This window comes from Sphaerotilus sulfidivorans, from assembly GCF_013426975.1.
GTDB classification, from domain to species: Bacteria; Pseudomonadota; Gammaproteobacteria; order Burkholderiales; family Burkholderiaceae_C; genus Sphaerotilus; species Sphaerotilus sulfidivorans.
Map to the genome: position 1 here is coordinate 19,479 of NZ_JACCPY010000006.1, position 21,515 is coordinate 40,993.

Genomic DNA, 21,515 nt, shown 5'->3' on the forward strand with positions numbered 1-21,515 from the left:
TCGGGACGGATCGAGGCGATTCCAGCAAGCGAGGGCCGGCGATGTTCGACGATCTTGGCGTGGTGTCGGTTCTGGCCCAGCTGCTGCTGATCCTGGTGCTGCTGGCGCTGTATTCGGGGCGGCGCCATCTGCGCAGCCGTCAGCAGCGCTACCGCGATCCTGCCGCGCCGCGACGCCGCCGTGCCGGCGGTGGTGCGCCAGCCTCTGCTGCGCTGCTCGAGGCTGCGGCCGAAGAGGTCGCGCAAGCCGCACGCCGCGCGCAGCGCATCTCCGGCCTGCGCAGCGACGACCTGCTGCCGCCCGGCTTCGCCGACACCTGCGCCGACTGGACGCCGCTGGCAGCGCAGCCGGTCGAGCGTGCACGCGGCCCCGCTGCGGACCCGGCCTCGGACCGCATCGACCTGGACGCGCCGCTGCGCTGCACCGCGCTGGAGCGGCCCTTCGACGAGGCGGATCGCGCGCACGCACGGGTCCGGCCCGTGTTGTCCTGCACAATCGGGCGCCAGGTGCACATGCACGCCTGATGCCCGACGATGGACCAGACGACGATCGACTTCTCTTCCCTTCCTCCCGCCACCCCGGCCGATGACGCGCTGACGCTGGCGCACTATGCCGAGCGGGCCTATCTCGAATACGCGCTGAGCGTCGTCAAGGGCCGCGCGCTGCCGGATGTCGGCGACGGCCAGAAGCCGGTGCAGCGGCGCATCCTCTACGCGATGCACCGCATGGGGCTGGCGACGCAGCGCGCCAGCAACGGCGCCACCGGCGGCGCGCGGCCGGTCAAGAGCGCGCGTGTCGTGGGCGATGTGCTCGGCCGCTTCCATCCGCACGGCGACACCGCCGCCTATGACGCGCTGGTGCGCATGGCGCAGGACTTCTCGCTGCGCTATCCGCTGATCGATGGCCAGGGCAACTTCGGCAGCCGCGACGGCGACGGCGCGGCGGCGATGCGCTACACCGAGGCGCGCCTGGCGCCGATCGCGCGGCTGCTGCTCGACGAGATCGACGAGGGCACGGTCGACTTCGTGCCCAACTACGACGGCTCGACCGAGGAGCCGCGCCAGCTGCCCTCGCGCCTGCCCTTCGTGCTGCTCAACGGCGCCAGCGGCATCGCCGTCGGCCTGGCCACCGAGGTGCCCAGCCACAACCTGCGCGAGGTGGCCGCGGCGGCGGTCGCGCTGATCCGCGACGAGCATCTGAGCGACGACGCGCTGCACGCGCTGGTGCCCGGCCCGGACTATCCCGGCGGCGGCCAGATCATCAGCAGCGAGACCGAGATCCGCGAGGCCTACCGCACCGGGCGCGGCTCGCTGAAGGTGCGCGCGCGCTGGAAGATCGAGGAACTCGCGCGCGGCCAGTGGCAGCTGGTGGTCACCGAGCTGCCGCCGGGCACCAGCAGCCAGAAGGTGCTCGAGGAGATCGAGGAGATCACCAACCCGAAGATCAAGGCCGGCAAGAAGGCGCTGACGCCCGAGCAGGTCCAGCTCAAGGGCGCGGTGCTGGCGCTGCTCGACGGCGTGCGCGACGAGTCCGGCAAGGAGGCGGCGGTGCGCCTGGTCTTCGAGCCGCGCAGCCGCACGATCGAGTCCCGCGAGCTGATCACCGCGCTGCTGGCGCACACCAGCCTGGAGAGCTCGGCGCCGATCAACATGACGATGATCGGGCTGGACGGTCGCCCGACGCCCAAGAGCCTGCGCCAGGTGCTGCTCGAGTGGACTGGTTTCCGGCTCGACACGGTGCGCCGGCGCACCGCGCACCGCCTGGAGCGGGTCAGCGAGCGCATCCATGTGCTGGAGGGCCGCCAGCTGGTGCTGCTCAACCTCGACGAGGTGATCCGCATCATCCGCGAGAGCGACGAGCCGAAGGCTGCGCTGATCGCGCGCTTCCGCCTGAGCGAGCGCCAGGCCGAGGACATCCTGGAGATTCGCCTGCGCCAGCTCGCGCGGCTGGAGGCGATCAAGATCGAGCAGGAGCTGGCCGAGCTGCGCGGCGAGCAGGCGAAGCTCGAGGACATCCTGGGCAACCCGGCCTCGCTGCGCCGCCTGGTCATCCGCGAGATCGAGGCCGACGCGAAGCAGCACGGCGACGAGCGCCGCACGCTGATCCAGGCCGAGCGGCGTGCCGTGGCCGAGGTCCGGGTGGCCGACGAGCCGGTCACGGTCGTCGTCAGCCAGAAGGGCTGGGTGCGCGCGCGCACCGGCCACGGCCATGATCCGGCCGGCTTCGCGTTCAAGGCAGGCGATGCGCTGCACGGCACCTTCGAGTGCCGCACCGTCGACACCCTGGTGGCCTGCGCGAGCAACGGCCGCGTCTACTCGGTGGCGGTCAGCGCCTTGCCCGGTGCGCGCGGCGACGGTGCGCCGATCACCTCGCTGATCGACCTGGAGCCGGGCACGCAGGTGCTGCACTACCTGGCCGGGCCGGCCGACCGCATGCTGCTGATGGCGCACAGCGGCGGCACCGGCCTGCTGGCGCGCCTGGGCGACCTGTTCGCGCGCAACAAGGGCGGCAAGGCCTTCCTGACGCTGGAGCCGGGCGAGCAGTGGTTCGCGCCGGTGCCGGTGGAGGCCAGGCACACCCGCGTGGCCTGCCTGAGCGCCACCGGCCGGCTGCTGGTCTTCGGCCTGGACGAGCTCAAGCACCAGGCCGGCGGCGGTCGGGGCCTGATGCTGATGGCCGACATCGACCTGCAGGCCGATCCGCTGCTGGCGGTGACGGTGCTGGGCGAGGGCGGTCTGCGCGTCAGCGGCCTGGGCCGCGGCGCCAGGCCGCGCGACGAGGACCTGAAGCCGAACGCCCTGGCGGGCTGGGTCGGCCGGCGTGCGCGCAAGGGCAGGCCGCTCGAGACGACGATGAAGGTGCTCGGTCTGGCGGCCTGGCCTGCATCGCCCGGGGCTTAATGCAATCCAAGATTTCTCCGGTAACCTGTCGACCATCTGAGATGATTGGTACCATTTGTAATATTCGTGAGCCGGTGCACGATCTCTGCCACCTCGGTGCATGATCGGGCACGCGCCGATGAAGATCGTCGGCGCCGGCGACGACAACCCGGAAGTCGTCACAGTTCCCCCGCACCGTGCCGCTTCGGCGGCGCGGGCTTTCAGGCCCTTCCGTCGGAAGGGCCTTTTTTTTCCCTCCCGCCGTGGCGACTAAGCCGGGATTCATCGCCCGCCGCTACGATCGGGGCCTGTCCACCGAGAAATCTTCCACATCATGCGACTGCTGCTTGCCGAAGACGATCAGCTGCTCGGCGACGGTCTGCGTGCCGGCCTGCGGGCCCTGGGCTTCCAGGTCGACTGGGTGCGTGACGGCGTGGCCGCCGAGCGCGAGCTTCTGAACCAGACCTACACCGCCGCCATTCTCGACCTCGGCCTGCCGCGGGTCGACGGCATCGACGTGTTGCAGAGCCTGCGCAACCGGGGCGTGGCCACGCCGGTGCTGGTGCTGACCGCGCGCGACGGCGTGCCCCAGCGCATCCAGGCACTGGACATCGGTGCCGACGACTATGTCGTCAAGCCGGTCGACCTGCATGAGCTGGCTGCGCGGCTGCGTGCGCTGGTGCGCCGCTCGCACGGCCAGGCGCAGGACCGGCTCAGCAGCAACGGCGTCGATCTGCAGCCGGCCTCGCGCGAGGTCTGGGCCGACGGCGAGGCGGTCAAGCTCTCCAGCCGGGAGTTCAGCCTGCTGCATGTGCTGATGCTGCGCCCGGGCCGGGTGCTGACCCGCGAGCAGCTCGAGAACCACCTCTACGGCTGGGGCGAGGAGGTCGGCAGCAACACCATCGAGGTGCATGTGCATCACCTGCGCCGCAAGCTTGGCTCGCACCGCATCCGCACGGTGCGCGGGGTCGGCTATGCCTTTGCCGCCTCGACGCCGGCGCCGGCGCCCGAGAGCGCACCTGCCGAGGCCGCGGCCGAGCTGGGCGCCGACACCGGCAGCATGCCGCTTTCCGCCTCGTGAGTCCGCTGCATCCGGCGCGGCGCAGCTCGCTGCGCGCGCGGCTGCTCGGCCGGGTGCTGGCTGGGGTGACGATGCTGTGGATGCTGGCGGCGGTGCTGGCCTGGGTCGACACCCGGCGCGAGCTCGACAGCCTGCTCGACGGTCATCTGGCGCAGTCGGCCGCGCTGCTGATCGCGCTGCAGCTCGAGGATGGCGGCGAGGCCGCGCTGCCGCCGGCCTCCAATCTGCACCGCTACTCGCCGCGGGTGGCCTTCCAGGTCTGGCGCGACGGCGCGCTGGAAATGCATTCCTGGAATGCGCCGGCCGAACCGCTGGCGCCGCTGGTGCCGGGCTTTCACGCCACCCATCTGTCGGGACGCGACTGGCGGGTCTATGCCGCCCGGCCGCGGCAGGCCTCCGACGCGATCGTGCTGATCGGCGAGCTGGGCTACTCGCGCGAGGAGATTCTCGAGGCGGTGCTGCGCAGCTCGCTGCTGCCGCTGCTGGTGGCGCTGCCGCTGCTGGGCCTGAGCGTGTGGTGGGCGGTGCGTCTGGGCCTGGTGCCGCTGGACCGGCTCGGGCGCGAGCTGGCCACGCGCGATCCGGCCGAGCTGACGCCGGTGCGCATCGACGACGCACCGGCCGAGCTGCTGCCGCTGATCCAGGCGCTCAACGAGCTGTTCGATCGCACCCATGCGCTGCTGAGCTCGGAGCGGCGCTTCACCGCCGATGCCGCGCATGAGCTGCGCACCCCGATCGCCGGCATTCGCGCGCAGGCGCAGGCCGCGCTGGCGGTGGCCGATCCGGCCGCGCGCCGCCATGCGCTGCAGGCGACGCTGGCCGGCTGCGACCGCGCCACCCGTCTGGTGCAGCAGCTGCTGACGCTGGCGCGGCTGGAGGCCGAGCCGCAGTGCCGCCAGGGCCGCGCCGACCTGGTGGCGCTGGCCCGCGACGAGGTGGTCGAGATCGCCGCCACCGCCTTCGAGGAGGGGCAGGATCTGCAATTCGAGGCGCCGGAAGAGGAGGGCTGGCTGCAGGTGCGCGGTGAGCCCACGCTGCTGGCGGTGCTGCTGCGCAACCTGATCGACAACGCGCTGCGCTACAGCCCGGCCGGCGCGACGGTGCGGGTGACCGTGCTGCCCCCGGCACAGGCCGAGACTTCGACGTCGGTGATGCCCGACGGCACGGAAACGCCCGTGCCCCGCGCCCGGCTGATCGTCGAGGACAGCGGCCCCGGCCTGTCGCCGGAGCATCTGCAGCGCCTGGGCGAGCGCTTCTTCCGCGCGCTTGGCAATGACCGGCCGGGCAGCGGCCTGGGCTGGTCGATCGTGCGGCGCATCGCGATGGCGCTGCAGCTCGACATCCAGGTCGATCGCTCGCCCGAGCTTGGCGGGCTGCGGGTCAGCGTGGCGGTGGCGATGGCGCCGCAGGAGCCGGAGCCGGAGTCGACTGCGGCTGCTTCCGTCGCCGCGGCCGATCAGCCGGCGAGGCCGTCCGGCCCACCGCCGGAGCCGGAGCGCTCGCGCACATAGCGGCACAGCGTGCCGCTCTCGGGCAGCAGGTAGATCACCTGAGCCTCCTCGGCCTCGGTGAGGAGGCCGCCGCCGCTGCCGGTCTGTGCCCAGGCCGGGCGGCGGCGGCGTCCCTGCGGCAGCCGGGCAAAGGCCCGCACCCGGCGCTCCAGCGAGGCACTGTCCTCGCTGTCGAAGCGCTCCCAGGCCAGATCGACCGGCTCGCCGTCGATCAGGCGCAGCAGTGTCGCGCCTTCGTCGCGCGGCAGCACCAGCACCGCGTCGGCATCGCGGATCTGACGGCCGACCCGCTGCCATTCGGCATGCAGCAGCGGCTCGATCCGACCGGCACGCAGGCCGGCGTGCTGAAGCGTCTCGGTCCAGGTCGCCAGATCGGCCGCCTCGAGCGCGCTGGCGAGCCAGCGCTGCCGGCCCATCGGCAGCAGCATCAGATGCCGCGCTCCGTCGCCGAGCACCGCCCGGAAGCGCTGCTGCGCCTCCTGCCGGACCTGGGCGTGCGAACCGTCATGGTGCAGCAGCAGGTGCAGCAGGTACTCGTCGGCCACCCGCAGCCGGGCCTGGCCCGGCAGCACCTCGACATCGGCCAGGCGCAGCGCCGACAGCGCCGCGCCCAGCGCGGCCGCGCCCCGCCCGCTGCCGCTGGCCGCGGCCAGGCTGCGCTCGCGCCAGCCCGCGCCGATGAGCCGGGCCTGGCAGCCGCGTGCACGCAGGTCGAGCCAGAGTTCAGGGCGCCAGCGGAGCGGCACGCTCGGCATCCTCCTGTGCGATCTCGCCCGAGCGCAGCCGCTGCTGCAGCCGCTCGGCCATGCCGGGGATGCGCCGCTGTCGGGCCAGCCGGTCGAGCCGGGCCGCCGGCGCGCCGGTCTCGATCGCCTCGGCCAGCGCGCGGCTGGTGCCGATCCAGCTTTCGATCACGCAGCGGCCCAGCCGGCCGCTGCCCTCGCAGTCCGGACAGCCGCTGCCTTCGCAGTGCGGGCAGATCCGCGGCAGCAGCTGCTGCACCAGCATCCCGCCGAGGCTGCGGCCGATCACCTGGCGCGGCAGGCCGGCGCGGTGCAGCCGCTCGATGGCCGACCAGGGCGAGGCCGCCCGCACCGCCAGCACCAGCGCCCGGCCCTCCAGCGCCAGATCGGCCAGCCGCTCGGCGGCGCCGGGGCTCATCTCGCCGCTCTGGTCGATCAGCAGCCGGTCGGGATCGCGCCTCAGGCCGTGCTCGACCGCATCGCGGTCCGGCGCGTCCAGCACCAGCGCGAGCTGGCCTTCCTGACGGCTTTGTCCGGCCAGCGCCCGCAGCAGGGTGCTCAGTCCCTGGCCTGGAGGCGCCACCAGCAGCGTCAGCCCGTGCACCGGCCGCAGCGCCTGGCGCAGCGCGGCACAGGTGGCCGGCGCCAGCCCCAGCGCCTCGAGCGAGGGGGGCGGCTGCCGATCGTCGCGGTCCGGCAGCCGCAGCACGATGTGGCCGGGATGCAGCTCGACCGGCAGGCTCAGCGGCCGGCCGCCCTGGACGATGTCGAGCTGGCCATCGCGAAGGATCTGCGGGCTCAGCATCGCGGCCAGCGCATGCAGCATCTCGCCGGCCGGGGCGGGGCGCTCGTCGTCCGGATGCGACGGGCCGGCGGGCTGCAGCCGGCCGTCGATGCGCAGCCGCACCGAGGCGGCGGCCGGGTCATGGGCCGGCAGGTCCAGGTGCAGATGGCTGGCGCCGCGCTCGAACGCCAGGCGCAGCAGCCGGTTGAGCGGCTCCAGCGCCGGCGTGCCGGCTGCACCGATGTCGTCATGGCGGGAGGCGCGCACGCCGAAGCGGCTGACCTCATGCTCGAGCCGGGCCTGCTCGACCCGCTCGACGAAGGCCAGCAGCGCCGGTGCCGGTGCCACATACCAGCGGGTGCGCAGCCGTCCCTCCTGGCGCAGACGCGCCTCGATCCAGAGCCGCTCGGCGCGGTCGAAGGGGTCGGCCAGCACCAGCGCGGTGGCCTGGTCGGGTGTGCGCAGCGCCACGCACAGCCGCCGGCGCGCCTCGCCGGTGGGAATCAGTCGGGTGTCGGCCAGGGTCGGCTCGGCCCGCTCCATCGCCGCCGGCATCATGCCGCTGGCCAGTGCCAGCCAGCGCCGGAAGGCCGGATCCTGGCTGGAGTCCGGCGCCGGGCCGCGGGTGTCGGCGCTGTAGCGGCGCATCAGACGCTGCACCACCCGCTCGGCCTGTTCCGCCGCGCCGATGCGGCTCAGCTCATGCTCGCTCATGCGGGAATTGGACCGTGCCGGCCGCCTTCAGCCAGCCCCCGCGACGCGGGGACAGCGCTCCCTGACAGCAGGGACGAGGGCCGACGGAAAAAGGTCTTCATGCGAAATACGCGGCAGTTTCTGCCAAGTATTTCACATCATCGCGCTTGTGCGAGACGGACTGCGGCTGCGCCCAGCAGCACGAACAGCGCCGCGCTCCACAGCTCGAAGGGCACGCCCAGCAGCGACACCGCGGCCTCGGCGCAGGAGGCGCGCACCTCGAAGACCTCCGGCTGCCAGGCGTCCAGCCCCAGGCCGGAAATGATCCGGTCGGCCAGCGTCAGGTCGCAGGAGGGCAGCTTCGCGGCGACGAAGTGCTGGTAGAGCGCCGCTGCGGTGCCGGCCAGGGCCAGCAGCAGCACCAGCCCGCCCGAGAGCCGGCGCGACAGCCGCGTGGCGCCCGCCGCCTCGGGCAGCAGTGCCGCCAGGCCGGCCACCGTGCCGATCAGCAGGAAAAGAATGCGCTGCAGGATGCACCACGGGCAGGGCTGCATGTCCAGGCGATGCTGGGCGAACAGCGCGCCGGCGACGCTGGCGAAGCAGGCCAGCGCCATCAGCGCCAGCAGCAGGCGCGGGCGCGGATTCACTCGACCTCGGCGATCAGCTCGATCTCGACGCAGGCGCCCAGCGGGATCTGCGCGACGCCGAAGGCGCTGCGGGCATGCGCGCCGACCTGGTCGCCGAAGACCTGGGCGAACAGCTCGGAGGCGCCGTTGGTGACCAGGTGCTGCTCGGTGAAGTCGGGCGTGCTGTTGACCAGGCTCATCACCTTGACGATGCGGCGCACCTTCGACAGGTCGCCGACGGCGGCCTGCAGCGTGCCCATCAGGTCGATGGCGATGGCGCGGGCGGCTTCGCGGCCGGTGGCGGTGTCCATGTCGCGGCCGAGCTGGCCGACCCAGGGCTTGCCGTCCTTCTTGGCGATGTGGCCGGACAGGAAGACCAGGTTGCCGGTGCGCACGAAGGGCACATAGGCGGCGGCCGGCACGGCCACCGGCGGCAGGCTGATGCCGAGGTCCTGGAGGCGCTGGGAAATGCTCATGGCGGGAATCCGTGAATCGGTTCGGTTCGGGAAGGAATTTTTCGTTTCCGGAGCGATGCGTGCTGGCGCTGTCAAGCGCGGATCACCCGTGCACCGCCCGGCTGGGCGCGATCCTACACTGAGCCGAAAGGGGAGGACGCATGGGCGCCAGCCTGCACGGGGTCTCGGCCGTGATGCCGCTGGGCGTGGCGGCCGGCGCGGTGCTGGCGGGCACGCTGCTGCAGATCCAGCAGCCACGCCTGCTGGCGTCGCCCGAGCGCCAGATGCTGCTGGGTGCCGCGCTGCTGCTGCTCCTGCTGGCGTGGATCGGGCCGCGGGCAGGGCGCGGGCGCAGCCGCTGGCCGCGGATTCTCGGTGCCCTCGCGCTGGCACCTGCCGCGCTGCTGCTGACCGATCTGCGCGCCGAGGCCGGCCTGCGCGACCGGCTCGATCCGGCGCTGCAGGACCGGCTGGTGCAGGTCGAGGGCGTGATCGTCGGCCTGCCGGTCTGGCGCGAGGGCGCCTGGCGTGGCCAGATCGAGGTGGAGCGTGCCGGCTGGCCCGGCACCTTGAGCGGCGCACGCGTGGCGGATGCGCCCGCGCCGGTGCCGCTGGTCCTGCCGCGCCGGCTGCAGGTCTTCTGGGGCGAAAGCGGCTTGTCCGGACCGCCGCCTCGGGCCGGGGCGCCACGCGCCGGCCAGCGCTGGCGATTGGCGCTGAGGCTGCGGCCGGTCGAGGCGCCGGCACCGCTGCACGGGCCGGACCTGGCGCTGCGTGCGCTCGAGGAGGGCCTGGGCGGCCAGGGCCGGGTGGTGCAGCGCAGCGGCGTCGCTGACGACCGGCCGGTGCTGCTGGCCGAGACCGGCCAGGCACGCATCGACCGCTGGCGCCAGGATCGGCGCGAGCATCTGTTCTCGGTGCTGGGCGAGCGGCCGGCGGCCGGGGTGATCGCCGGCCTGAGCCTGGGTGACCAGAGCGCGATCGAGCGCGAGGACTGGGCGCTGTTCCGCCTGGCCGGCCTGAGTCATCTGATGGCGATCAGCGGCCTGCATGTGACGATGTTCGCCTGGCTGGCCGGCGTGCTGATCGCGCTGCTGTGGCGGCGCGGGCCCGGGCCCGGGCTGATGCTGATCTGTCCGGCGCCGCGTGCGGCCCGTCTGGGCGGGGTGCTGGCGGCGCTGGGCTACGCGCTGCTGTCGGGCTGGGGCGTGCCGGCGCAGCGCACCGTGCTGATGCTGGCCACGGTGGCGCTGCTGCGCGAGGGCGCGCGCGACTGGCCGATGCCGCGCCTGCTGGCGCTGGTGGCGGCGGTGGTGGCGCTGGCCGATCCCTGGGCCTTGCTGCAGCCGGGCTTCTGGCTGTCCTTTGTCGCGGTGGCGCTGCTGATCGCCTCGGAGCCGCCCGGCGCACGGATGCGCACGAGACCGGCGCAGCGGCCGGGAGCGGCGTGGCTGCGCGAGTCGCTGCGCGCCTTGCTGCGCAGCCAGTGGGTGGCCACGCTCGGCCTGGCGCCGTGGACCTTGCTGTTCTTCCAGCAGATCTCGCTGCTTGGGCTGCCGGCCAATCTGGTGGCGATTCCGCTGATCACGCTGGTGGTGACGCCGCTGGCGCTGCTGGGCCTGCTGCTCGAGCCGCTGTGGCTGCCGGCGGTCTGGGCGATCGACCTGCTGCGCCTGATGCTGGAGCCGCTGCTGGCCTGGCCGGGCGCGGCCTGGAGTCCGGCGGCGGCGCCAGTCTGGGCCCAGGCGCTGGGTCTGGCCGCGGCGGTGCTGCTGACGCTGCCCTGGCCCTGGGCGCTGCGTCTGCTGGCGGTGCCGATGCTGCTGCCCCTGCTGTGGCCGGCGCTGGAGCGGCCGCAGCCCGGGCATTTCGAGCTGATCGTGCCCGATGTCGGCCAGGGCCATGCGGTGCTGGTGCGCACCGCAGGCCACGATCTGCTGCACGACACCGGACCGGCCTACGGCCGCCAGGGCGAGGCCGGCGACGCCGGCGAGCGGGTGCTGCTGCCGCTGCTGCGCCGCCTGGGCGTGCGCGAGCTTGACCATCTGGTGCTGAGCCACCGCGACAGCGACCACAGCGGCGGCGCCGCCTCGCTGCTGGCGGCGCTGCCGGTGCGGCTGATGCACAGCTCGCTCGAGCCCGGCCATGCGCTGCGCGGCCGCCCCGCCGGCAGGGCAGCGGCCGGCGTGCCGCACCAGCCTTGCCAGGCCGGCCTGCGCTGGCAGCGCGACGGCGTCGAGTTCGAGTTCCTGCATCCGACGGCTGCAGCCCTGGCCCGCACCGGGCCGGATCGGCCCGGCTCGAATGCGCTGTCCTGCGTGCTGCGGGTGGCCGGTGGCGGCCGGGTCGCGCTGCTGACCGGCGACATCGGCCAGGAGCAGGAGCTGATGCTGGTGCTGCGCCAGTCAGGGCGCCTGCGGGCCGATGTGATGCAGGTGCCGCACCACGGAAGTGCATCTTCATCGAGCTTGCAATTTGTCAATTCGGTGACTCCGGGCTGGGCTATCGTGCAGGCTGGGAGGTTCAATCCGCACGGTCATCCGGCGGTGGCGGTCGTGCAGCGTCTGCAATCACGCGGTACGAAAGTGATTCATGTGAACCGCTGTGGTGCATGGCACTGGTACGGTGCGAATGCATCGGAGTGGTGCGAACAGGACGAACGCATCCGTTACTGGCATCAGCCGCTTCCGGGGACGACAGGCCGTGACTGGCCCTGAACTTGCTAAACCCTGTGCACGCTCAACCACCACGACGAGAACAATGATGTTCGATGAAATGAATGCGAGCGGTCCGGTCGTCCGGGACCACTACCGTACCTATGAGCGCTGGCTGCAGCAGCAGCCCGGGGAGGTCATGCAGGCCCGCCGGGAGGAGGCGGAAATGATCTTCCGCCGCGTCGGCATCACCTTCGCCGTCTATGGCGACAAGGATTCCGGCGAAGGCACCGAGCGGCTGATTCCCTTCGACCTGATTCCGCGGGTGATTCCCGCCCACGAGTGGCGCGAGCTGGAAGCCGGCCTGCGCCAGCGGGTCACCGCGCTGAACCGCTTCGTGCATGACGTCTACCACGGCCAGGAGATCGTCAAGGCCGGCATCGTGCCGCCGGAGCAGATCCTGGCCAACGCGCAGTACCGGCCCGAGATGATCGGCGTGGACGTGCCTGGCGGCATCTACTCGCACATCGCCGGCATCGACATCGTCCGCGCGGCCAACCCCGACGGCTCGGGCACCTACTACGTGCTGGAGGACAACCTGCGCGTGCCCTCGGGCGTGAGCTACATGCTCGAGAACCGCAAGATGATGATGCGGCTCTTTCCCGAGCTGTTCGCGCAGCACCGCGTGGCCCCGGTCGCGCACTATCCCGACCTGCTGCTGGAGACGCTGCGCTCGGTGGCGCCGGGCGGCATCAACGACCCGACGGTGGTGGTGCTGACGCCGGGCATGTACAACTCGGCCTACTTCGAGCACGCCTTCCTGGCGCAGCAGATGGGTGTCGAGCTGGTCGAGGGCCAGGATCTGTTCGTCAAGGACAACTTCGTCTTCATGCGCACCACGCGCGGGCCGAAGCGCGTCGACGTGATCTACCGCCGCCTCGACGACGACTTCCTCGATCCGCTGGCCTTCCGCCCGGACTCGACGCTGGGCTGCCCCGGCCTGCTGGCGGCCTACCGCGCCGGCAACGTGACGCTGTCGAACGCCATCGGCACCGGTGTCGCCGACGACAAGTCGATCTACGCCTATGTGCCGAAGATGATCGAGTTCTACCTCGGCGAGAAGCCGATCCTGAACAACGTGCCGACCTACCTGTGCCGCGAGGCCGACGACTTCCGCTATGTGCTCGACCACCTGTCCGAGCTGGTCGTCAAGGAGGTGCACGGTGCCGGCGGCTACGGCATGCTGGTCGGCCCGGCCGCGAGCAAGGACGAGATCGCCAGGTTCCGCGAGCACCTGATCGCCAACCCCGGCAACTACATCGCGCAGCCGACGCTGAGCCTGTCGACCTGCCCGACCTTCGTGGAGAAGGGCATCGCGCCGCGCCACATCGACCTGCGCCCCTTCGTGCTGTCGGGCCGCAGCGAGGTGCAGATGGTCTGCGGCGGCCTGACCCGGGTGGCGCTGAAGGAGGGCTCGCTGGTGGTCAATTCCTCGCAGGGCGGTGGCACCAAGGACACCTGGGTGCTCGAGGACTGAGCGCGCGCCAGGACCGGACACCGGACTTGCCTCGACAAGAACCGACAAGAATCAAGACCCAAGGATTTTTCGCATGCTGTCTCGAACCGCCGACCACCTGTTCTGGATGTCGCGCTACATGGAGCGCGCCGAGAACACCGCCCGGATGCTCGACGTCAACTACCAGACCGCGCTGCTGCCGCAGTCGGCTGCGGTCTCCGAGCTGGGCTGGCGCGGCCTGCTGAGCATTTCCGAGCTCAGCGGCGACTTCGCGCGCCGCTATGGCGACGTGACCGCCGCCACCGTCATGACCTACATGGTCCGTGACGAGCGCAATCCCTCGTCGATCTGGAGCTGTCTGCGCGCGGCGCGCGAGAACGCCCGCGCGGTGCGCGGTGCGCTGACCACCGAGGTCTGGGAGACCACCAACCAGACCTGGCTGGAGTTCAACCGCCTGCTGCGCGACGGCCTGCTCGAGCGCGACCCGAGCGCGCTGTTCGAGTGGGTCAAGTTCCGCTCGCACCTGTCGCGCGGCGTGCAGGTCGGCACGATGCTGCAGGACGAGGCGCTGCACTTCGTGCGCATCGGCACCTTCCTGGAGCGCGCCGACAACACCGCGCGGCTGCTCGACGTCAAGTTCCATGCGGTCGAGAGCGACTTCTACGGCGCCGCCGACGACCGCGACCAGGAGTACGACTTCTACCACTGGGCCGCGATCCTGCGCTCGGTCTCCGGCTTCGAGGTCTACCGCAAGGTCTACCGCAATGTCATCCAGTCGGACAAGGTCGCCGAGCTGCTGATCCTGCGCCCGGACATGCCGCGCTCGCTGGCCGCCTGCACCCAGGAGGTGGAGGTCAACCTGAAGCTGGTGGCCAACGACCACTCGTCGGAGACGCTGCGCCGTGCCGGCCGGCTGCATGCCGATCTGGAATACGGCCGCATCGACGAGATTCTCGCCACCGGCCTGCATGCCTACCTGACGCAGTTCCTCGACCGGGTCAACGAGCTGGGCGCGGGCATCAGCCGCGACTTCCTGGTCGCGGTCTGAAGACTGGGCTGATTCCTGCCGCGGACCGGACCCGTGCCGGCCCCGCCCGCCCCGGCGAAGCGTCGTGCACCGTGCAGTCATGCACCGTGACTACGATCGCCGGGGTCGTCTTTTCATTTCAAGAAAGATCACGCCGTGTCCATTCACGTCGCTCTCCATCACGTCACCCACTACCGGTATGACCGGCCGGTGACGCTGTCGCCCCAGGTGGTGCGCCTGCGCCCGGCGCCGCATTGCCGCACGCCGGTGCTGTCGTACTCGCTGCGCGTCGAGCCCGAGACGCATTTCATCAACTGGCAGCAGGATCCGTTCTCGAACTATCTCGCCCGCCTGGTCTTCCCGGAGAAGACCACGCAGTTCAAGGTCACCGTCGATCTGGTGGCCGAGATGGCGGTCTACAACCCCTTCGACTTCTTCCTCGAGCCGGGCGCGGAGACCTTTCCCTTCGTCTACGAGGACGGTCTGAAGCAGGAGCTGGCCCCGTACCTGGAGCCGGCGCCGGCCACGCCCGCGCTGCAGGCCTTCCTCGACACGATCGACCGCACCGAGGTGCGCACGATCGACTTCCTGGTCGGCCTGAACCAGCGCCTGCAGAACGACATCCGCTACACCATCCGCCTCGAGCCCGGCGTGCAGACGCCGGAGGAGACGCTGACCAAGGCCTCGGGCTCCTGCCGCGACACCGGCTGGCTGCTGGTGGAGACGCTGCGCCACATGGGCCTGGCCGCGCGCTTCGTCTCGGGCTACCTGATCCAGCTGAAGTCCGATGTCGTGGCCCTGGACGGCCCGAGCGGCACCGAGGTCGACTTCACCGACCTGCACGCCTGGTGCGAGGTCTACCTGCCGGGCGCGGGCTGGATCGGCCTGGACCCGACCTCCGGCCTGCTGGCCGGCGAGGGCCACATTCCGCTGGCCTGCTCGCCGCAGCCCTCGAGCGCGGCGCCGATCACCGGTGCGGTCGACGAGTGCGAGGTCGAGTTCGCGCACGAGATGAAGATCACGCGCATCTGGGAATCCCCGCGCGTGACCAAGCCCTACACCGAGGACCAGTGGGCCGCGGTGCTGGCGCTGGGCGAGCAGGTCGACGCCGAGCTGGTCGGCGGCGACGTGCGCCTGACGATGGGCGGCGAGCCGACCTTCGTGGCGGTCGACGACCGCGACGGCGCCGAGTGGAACACCGACGCGCTGGGCCCGACGAAGCGGCTCTACGCCACCGAGCTGGTGCAGCGCCTGCGTGACGAATACGGCCAGGGCGGCTTCCTGCACTTCGGCCAGGGCAAGTGGTACCCGGGCGAGCAGCTGCCGCGCTGGGCGCTGTCGGCCTACTGGCGTGCCGACGGCCAGCCATGCTGGCACGACATGTCGCTGTTCGCCGACGAGCGCGACAACCACCAGTACACCTCGGCCGATGCCAGGCGCTTCATGCTCGGCCTGACCGCGCGCCTGGGCCTGACCGACCAGTTCGTGCAGACCGGCTACGAGGACACCTGGTACTACCTGTGGCGCGAGCGCCGCCTGCCGGTCAACGTCGACCCCTTCGACTCGCGGCTGGACGACGAGCTGGAGCGCATGCGCCTGCGCCGCGTCTTCGACCAGGGCCTGGAGCAGGAGATCGGCTATGTGCTGCCGATCAAGCCGGCCGAGGGCCCGGCGCTGGGCGGCCCGCGCTGGGTCACCGGCCCGTGGTTCTTCCGCGACGAGCGCATGTACCTGGTGCCCGGCGACTCGCCGATGGGCTACCGCCTGCCGCTGGACTCGCTGCCCTGGGTGGCGAAGAAGGACTATCCCTTCCTGATCGAGCAGGATCCGTTCGCGCCGCGCGACGCGCTGCCCGCGGCCCATGTGGTGCGCCAGCAGTACGCCGCGCATGTGGCCGGCGGCGGCTTCGCCGAGGGCGGCACGGTGGCGCTGCAGGGCGGCGCCTTCGACGGCGACTACGGCTTCGGCGACATCTACGGCCAGGCCGATGCCAGCACCGCCACCGGCGGCACGGCCGGTCATCCCCGCGAAGGCGGGGACCCGCGCGGTCAGGCCGCGTCGGATGGCGACGTCGGCGGGACCGGCCGCGCGCGCGCCCTGTCGCCGCTCGACGGCCTGAGCGCCGAGGAGCTGGCGCGCCATCCGCAGCGCTTCGAGTCGGCGCACTGGATCACCCGCACCGCGCTGTGCGTCGAGGTGCGCGATCCGCGTCGCGCCAACGGTCCGAAGGCCGAGAAGGTCGGCAGCCCGTCGGGCGTGATGTATGTCTTCATGCCACCGCTGGCGCGCCTGGAGGACTACCTCGAGCTGCTCGCCGCGATCGAGGCCACCGCGGCCGCGCAGGGCGTGAAGATCGTGCTGGAGGGCTACCCGCCGCCGCGCGACCCGCGCCTGACGCTGCTGCAGGTCACGCCCGACCCCGGCGTCATCGAGGTGAACATCCACCCGGCGAAGAACTGGCGTCAGCTGGTCCAGCACACCGAGTTCCTCTACGACGCGGCCTGGAAGACGCGCCTGTCGACCGAGAAGTTCATGCTCGACGGCCGCCACACCGGCACCGGCGGCGGCAACCACATGGTCATGGGCGGCGCCACGCCCGCGGACTCGCCCTTCCTGCGCCGGCCGGACCTGCTGGCCTCGCTGCTGGTCTACTGGCACAACCATCCCTCGCTGTCCTACCTGTTCTCGGGCCTGTTCATCGGCCCGACCAGCCAGGCGCCCCGGGTGGACGAGGCCCGCAACGACCAGGTCTACGAGCTGGAGATCGCGCTGCGCGAGATCGAGCGCAACAAGGGCGTCTACGGCGAGGACATGCCGCCGTGGCTGGTCGACCGCACGCTGCGCAACGTGCTGATCGATGTCACCGGCAACACGCACCGCAGCGAGTTCTGCATCGACAAGCTGTACTCGCCCGATTCCAGCACCGGCCGGCTGGGCCTGCTGGAGCTGCGCGCCTTCGAGATGCCGCCGCATGCGCGCATGTCGATCGTGCAGCAGCTGCTGCTGCGCACGCTGATCGCCCGCTTCTGGAACGAGCCCTACCGCGCACCGCTGGTGCGCTGGGGCACCGAGCTGCATGACCGCTTCCTGCTGCCGAGTTTCGTGCGCATGGACTTCGAGGATGTGATGGAGGACCTGCAGCGCGCCGGCTACGGCTTCGATGCCGCCTGGTTCGCGCCGCACTTCGAGTTCCGCTTCCCGAAGGTCGGCGAGGTCTCGGCCAAGGGCGTGCATCTGACGCTGCGCAGCGCGCTCGAGCCCTGGCATGTCATGGGCGAGGAGGGCGCGATCGGCGGCACGGTGCGCTATGTGGACTCGTCGCTGGAGCGCATCGAGGTGCATGTCAGCGGCCTGGTCGAGCGTCGCCATGTGGTGACGGTCAACGGCGTGCCGCTGCCGCTGCAGCCCACCGGCCGGGTCGGCGAGTATGTGGCCGGCGTGCGCTACCGCGCCTGGCAGCCGCCTTCGGCGCTGCATCCGACCATCGGCGTGCACGCGCCGCTGACCTTCGATCTCGTCGACACCTGGAACGAGCGCTCGCTGGGCGGCTGCCAGTACCATGTCGCGCATCCGGGCGGGCGCAACCACGAGACCTTCCCGGTGAACTCCTACGAGGCCGAGAGCCGCCGCCTGGCGCGCTTCTTCGCGATGGGCCATACCCCGGGTCGCATGGTCGTCGGCGAGACGAAGCGCAGCCTGGAGTTCCCGTTCACGCTGGACCTGCGCCGGGGCTGAACGCCGCTGCGACAGTCGATCTGAACTGCAATACCGGTACGTGGCGGGACACGATTGCGGCTCTCCCGGAGGCGCAAGTCCCGCGCTCCGGTGCATGATGCGCCGATGCAATCGAGTCTTCTACCCGACGAGACGCCCGGGGCGGCCCTTCTGGCCGCCGCGTCGGCGCTGGCCGGAACGACCGGACACCATGACGAGCTGCGCGGGGTGCTCGTCGGATCCGGGGCCCCGGCGACCCCCTCCGGCCTGGCGCCGGTGTGGGAACGCTTCTTCGAGGCCAACGGCGTGGCCGGCTGGCTGGACCTGTCCGCGCGCCTGTCGCGGGTGCAGCGCCGGGTGCGCGAGGACGGCGCGACCTACAACGTCTATGCCGAAGGCGGCGAGAGCGCACGCTCCTGGCCGCTGGAGCTGCTGCCGCTGCTGATCACGCCCGACGAGTGGCGCCACATCGAGGCCGGCGTGCGCCAGCGCGCGCGGCTGCTCGACGCGACGCTGGCCGATCTCTACGGCCCGCAGGACCTGCTGCACGACGGCCTGCTGCCGCCCTCGCTGGTGCTGGCGCATCCGCAGTACCTGAGGCCGATGCACGGCGTGCGCCCGGCCGGCAACCGCTGGCTGCATGTGGTGGCCTTCGACCTGGCGCGCGCGCCCGACGGCGGCTGGCGGGTGGTCGGCCAGCGCACCCAGTCGCCCTCGGGCCTGGGCTATCTGCTGGAGAACCGGCTGATCATCGGCCAGCAGTTTCCCGAGGCCTTCCGCTCGCTGAAGGTGCAGCGGGTGGCCTCGGCCTTCCGCACGATGATCGAGGGCCTGCTGCGCGACAGCCCGGCCGGCGCGCACTCGCGCATCGCGCTGCTGACGCCGGGGCCGCGCAACGAGACCTACTTCGAGCATGTCTTCCTGGCCCGCTACCTCGGCATCACGCTGGTGGAGGGCTCGGACCTGACGGTGCGCGGCAACCGGCTCTATCTGAAGACGCTCGGCGGGCTGGAGCAGGTGCATGTGCTGCTGCGCCGGGTCGACGACGAGTGGCTCGACCCGCTGGAGCTGCGCCCGGACTCGGCGCTGGGCGTGCCCGGCCTGGTGCAGGCGGTGCGCGCCGGCGAGCTGGTTCTGGCCAACGCGCCCGGCGCCGGCGTGCTCGAGAGCCCGGGCCTGAGCGCCTTCTGGCCCGGCATCGCCGACCGGCTGCTGGACGAGCCCCTGAAGCTGCCGGCGCACACCAGCTGGTGGTGCGGCGAGGCCAGCGTCTGGGAGGCCACCCGCCCGCGGCTGCGCGACTACCTGATCGTGCCGACCTTCCCGGCCGGCGCGGTGACACGCAGCTTCGCGCCGGTGATGACCAGCGAGCTCTCCCCGCAGGCGCTGCGCGAGTGGGAGGCGCGCATCGACGCCGACCGCGCCGCGCACACGCTGGTGATGCCCGCGCGCCCCTCCGAGCTGCCGGTCTGGCATGCCGGGCGGCTCGAGCCGCGCCCGGTGGTGGTGCGGGTCTATGCGGTGTCGGACGGCGCCGGCGGCTGGCAGGTGCTGCCCGGGGGCCTGACCCGGGTGGCCGGGCGGCACAGCGGCGTCGACGCCTATCTGTCGATGCAGTCTGGCTCGGCCAGCACCGACACCTGGGTGCTGACCGACGGCGAGGTCGACGCCACCACGCTGCTGCCGCGTCCGCTCGATGCGGCCGACCTGGCCGGCTGGCGCCGCGTGGTCACCAGCCGGGCGGCGGAGAACCTGTTCTGGCTCGGCCGCTACACCGAGCGGGCCGAGAACAGCGTGCGGCTGGCGCGGCTGGCGCTGGAGGCGCTGCCCTCGGGCAGCGCGCCGGTGCTGCAGGTGCTGCACCGGCTGCTGGTCGGGCAGGGCATGATCGGCGCGGCGGTGCCGCTGCCGGTGCAGGGCTCGTCGCAGGCAGCGCGGGTGTTCGAGCGCGCATTGATGCATTCGCTCGGCGACACCCGCGGCAGCTTCAGCGTGGCCTACAACCTGCAGGCGCTGCGCCAGTGCGCCGAGGCGCTGCGCGAACGGCTCTCGACCGAGCACTGGGGCCTGATCAAGCATCTGAGCGAGCTGTTTTCCCGCCAGCTCGCCGGCATCGGCGCGCGCGAGGGCCACGAGCCGCTCAGCGATGTGCTGGGCGTGCTCAACCAGGCCGCGCTGCATCTGGCGGCGATCACCGGCGCGCAGACCGACCGCATGACCCGCGACGACGGCTGGCGCCTGCTCAGTGTCGCGCGCCAGATCGAGCGGCTGGACATGCTGGCACAGGCGCTGGAGGCCGGCTTCGAGGCCGGGCTGCATGACCTGGACGACGGCTTCGCGCTGCTGCTGGGCCTGTTCGACTCGACCATCACCTACCGCGCGCAGTTCCAGGCCCGCCGCGAGGTGCCGCCGCTGCTGCACCTGCTGGTGCAGGACACCGACAACCCGCGCTCGCTGGCCTGGGTGGCGCGCACGCTGCGCGAGCGGCTGCGCAAGCTCGCCCGCCACGATCCGGCCTGGGCCGAGGCGGTCGCGCTGACCCTGCCGAGTCCGTCGGACTGGTCGCTCGAGACGCTCAGCACCCGCGATGCCCACGGCCGCCACAGCGCCCTGATGAGCGCGCTGCAGGAATGCCACCAGGCCGCGCTGGGCGTCTCCGGCGAGATCAGCCGGCATCTGTTCTCCCATGTCGGCCCGGCCGACCGCACCGTCTGGCAATGACGCTTCCCGAGATCCAAGAGCTCCCCGAGACGCCCGAGCGCCCCGCGATCGCGGCGGCAACTCCAGCCCCCGAGACGGCCCGTGCCGCCGAAGCGGCCGAGGCACAGGTGCCGCGCCGGCTGCGCGTGCTGCACGAGACCTGCTACGACTATGACGCGCCGGTCGAGCTGGCCCACCATCTGGGCATGCTGCGGCCGCGCCACACCCCGCTGCAGCAGGTGCTGGAGTGGCAGCTGACGGTCACGCCCCAGCCCGATGTCACCGCGGTGGCTGCTGGCGAGAGGGTGCGGCCGGCCGGGCTGCGTGCCGGCGACGAGACGGTGCTGGTCACGCCGGGCGTGCAGCAGAGCCTCGATCCCTGGGGCAATCACCGGGTGAGCTTCTCGCATTCGCGGGTGCATGACCGGCTGGTGGTCAGCTCCAGCTTCGTCGCCGACATCGCGCCGCTGCCGCGGCTGCAGCCCGAGGCCAGTCCGGCCTGGGAGGAGGTCGCCGAGCGGCTCGACTACCGGCCCGGCGCCGGCTTCGAGCCGGCGGTGGAGTTCACGCTGGGCTCGCTGTACGCGCCGCGCGAGGCCTCGCTGGCGCGCTTCGGCGCCGAGGTCTTCCGTCCCGGCGTGCCGCTGCTGGCCGGGGCGCTGGCGATGATGCACCTGATCCATCGCCGCTTCGAGTACCGGCCGCTGGCCACCTCGGTCAACACCCGCGCGCCCGAGGCGCTGGCGCAGCGCCAGGGCGTCTGCCAGGACTTCGCCCATGTGATGATCGGCGCGATGCGCTCGCTCGGGCTGGCGGCGCGCTATGTCAGCGGCTATCTGCTGACCCAGCCGCCGCCGGGCCAGCCGCGGCTGGTCGGCGCCGACGCCTCGCATGCCTGGGTCGCGGTCTGGTGCCCGCTGCATGGCTGGGTCGCGCTCGATCCGACCAATGCGGTGCCGGCCGGCCTCGACCATGTGACGCTGGCCTGGGGCCGCGACTATGCCGATGTGGCGCCGCTGCGCGGGGTGATCCGCGGCGGCGGCCGTGCGGTGCCCTGCGTCGGCGTGACGGTGATGCCGATGGAGTGAGCGCGCCCCGGTTGCGGGCGCGCTTCTTGCGTTCGTGGTGCGGA

General features: G+C 72.0%; 14 protein-coding genes. 10 read left to right on the plus strand and 4 right to left on the minus strand.

The window, feature by feature from the left end; genetic code table 11:
- The first annotated feature begins 41 nt into the window (after positions 1–41).
- From HZU84_RS05570 to HZU84_RS05585, 4 genes are all read left to right on the plus strand, one after another.
- Complete coding sequence (locus HZU84_RS05570) at positions 42–524, plus strand: hypothetical protein (RefSeq protein ID WP_149503432.1); 483 nt, start codon at positions 42–44, stop codon at positions 522–524.
- Between the two features lie 9 nt (positions 525–533).
- Positions 534–2,900, plus strand: a complete 2,367-nt coding sequence (parC, locus tag HZU84_RS05575; protein WP_149503433.1) for a DNA topoisomerase IV subunit A — start codon at positions 534–536, stop codon at positions 2,898–2,900.
- A gap of 313 nt (positions 2,901–3,213) precedes the next feature.
- Entirely contained in the window at positions 3,214–3,960 is a 747-nt protein-coding gene (locus tag HZU84_RS05580) for a winged helix-turn-helix domain-containing protein (RefSeq protein WP_149503434.1), read from the plus strand.
- Positions 3,957–5,471, plus strand: coding sequence for an ATP-binding protein (locus tag HZU84_RS05585; protein WP_310734035.1), 1,515 nt, complete (start codon positions 3,957–3,959; stop codon positions 5,469–5,471). Before HZU84_RS05580 ends, HZU84_RS05585 begins: the two co-directional genes overlap by 4 nt.
- Here HZU84_RS05585 and HZU84_RS05590 read toward each other — a convergent pair.
- From HZU84_RS05590 to HZU84_RS05605, 4 genes are all read right to left on the minus strand, one after another.
- Positions 5,417–6,217, minus strand: a complete 801-nt coding sequence (locus tag HZU84_RS05590; protein WP_149503435.1) for a hypothetical protein — start codon at positions 6,215–6,217, stop codon at positions 5,417–5,419. The two genes, HZU84_RS05585 and HZU84_RS05590, sit on opposite strands and share 55 nt — an antisense overlap.
- Positions 6,195–7,712, minus strand: a complete 1,518-nt coding sequence (locus tag HZU84_RS05595; protein ID WP_149503436.1) for an ATPase, T2SS/T4P/T4SS family — start codon at positions 7,710–7,712, stop codon at positions 6,195–6,197. Before HZU84_RS05595 ends, HZU84_RS05590 begins: the two co-directional genes overlap by 23 nt.
- Positions 7,713–7,849: 137 nt before the next feature.
- Positions 7,850–8,338: a disulfide bond formation protein B gene (locus HZU84_RS05600; RefSeq protein WP_244954473.1), complete on the minus strand. Its 489-nt coding sequence runs from the start codon at positions 8,336–8,338 to the stop codon at positions 7,850–7,852.
- Positions 8,335–8,793, minus strand: coding sequence for a RidA family protein (locus HZU84_RS05605; RefSeq protein ID WP_149503437.1), 459 nt, complete (start codon positions 8,791–8,793; stop codon positions 8,335–8,337). The genes HZU84_RS05600 and HZU84_RS05605 overlap by 4 nt, the downstream gene beginning before the upstream one ends.
- 140 nt (positions 8,794–8,933) lie before the next feature.
- Between HZU84_RS05605 and HZU84_RS05610 the strand changes: the two genes are divergently transcribed.
- The 6 genes from HZU84_RS05610 to HZU84_RS05635 all read left to right on the plus strand — a co-directional run bounded on the left by HZU84_RS05610 (position 8,934) and on the right by HZU84_RS05635 (position 21,471).
- Positions 8,934–11,489, plus strand: coding sequence for a DNA internalization-related competence protein ComEC/Rec2 (locus tag HZU84_RS05610; RefSeq protein WP_244954474.1), 2,556 nt, complete (start codon positions 8,934–8,936; stop codon positions 11,487–11,489).
- A 43-nt stretch (positions 11,490–11,532) separates the two neighbouring features.
- On the plus strand, positions 11,533–12,963 hold the full coding sequence (locus HZU84_RS05615) for a circularly permuted type 2 ATP-grasp protein (RefSeq protein ID WP_149503438.1): 1,431 nt from the start codon (positions 11,533–11,535) through the stop codon (positions 12,961–12,963).
- Positions 12,964–13,036: 73 nt separating this feature from the next.
- On the plus strand, positions 13,037–13,990 hold the full coding sequence (locus HZU84_RS05620) for an alpha-E domain-containing protein (RefSeq protein WP_037480442.1): 954 nt from the start codon (positions 13,037–13,039) through the stop codon (positions 13,988–13,990).
- A 135-nt stretch (positions 13,991–14,125) separates the two neighbouring features.
- A complete protein-coding gene (locus tag HZU84_RS05625) occupies positions 14,126–17,704 on the plus strand; it encodes a transglutaminase family protein (RefSeq protein WP_149503439.1) in 3,579 nt (1,192 codons plus the stop codon).
- 105 nt (positions 17,705–17,809) lie between these two features.
- Complete coding sequence (locus tag HZU84_RS05630) at positions 17,810–20,404, plus strand: circularly permuted type 2 ATP-grasp protein (RefSeq protein WP_149503440.1); 2,595 nt, start codon at positions 17,810–17,812, stop codon at positions 20,402–20,404.
- Positions 20,401–21,471: a transglutaminase family protein gene (locus tag HZU84_RS05635; protein WP_149503441.1), complete on the plus strand. Its 1,071-nt coding sequence runs from the start codon at positions 20,401–20,403 to the stop codon at positions 21,469–21,471. The genes HZU84_RS05630 and HZU84_RS05635 overlap by 4 nt, the downstream gene beginning before the upstream one ends.
- Positions 21,472–21,515 lie beyond the last annotated feature (44 nt).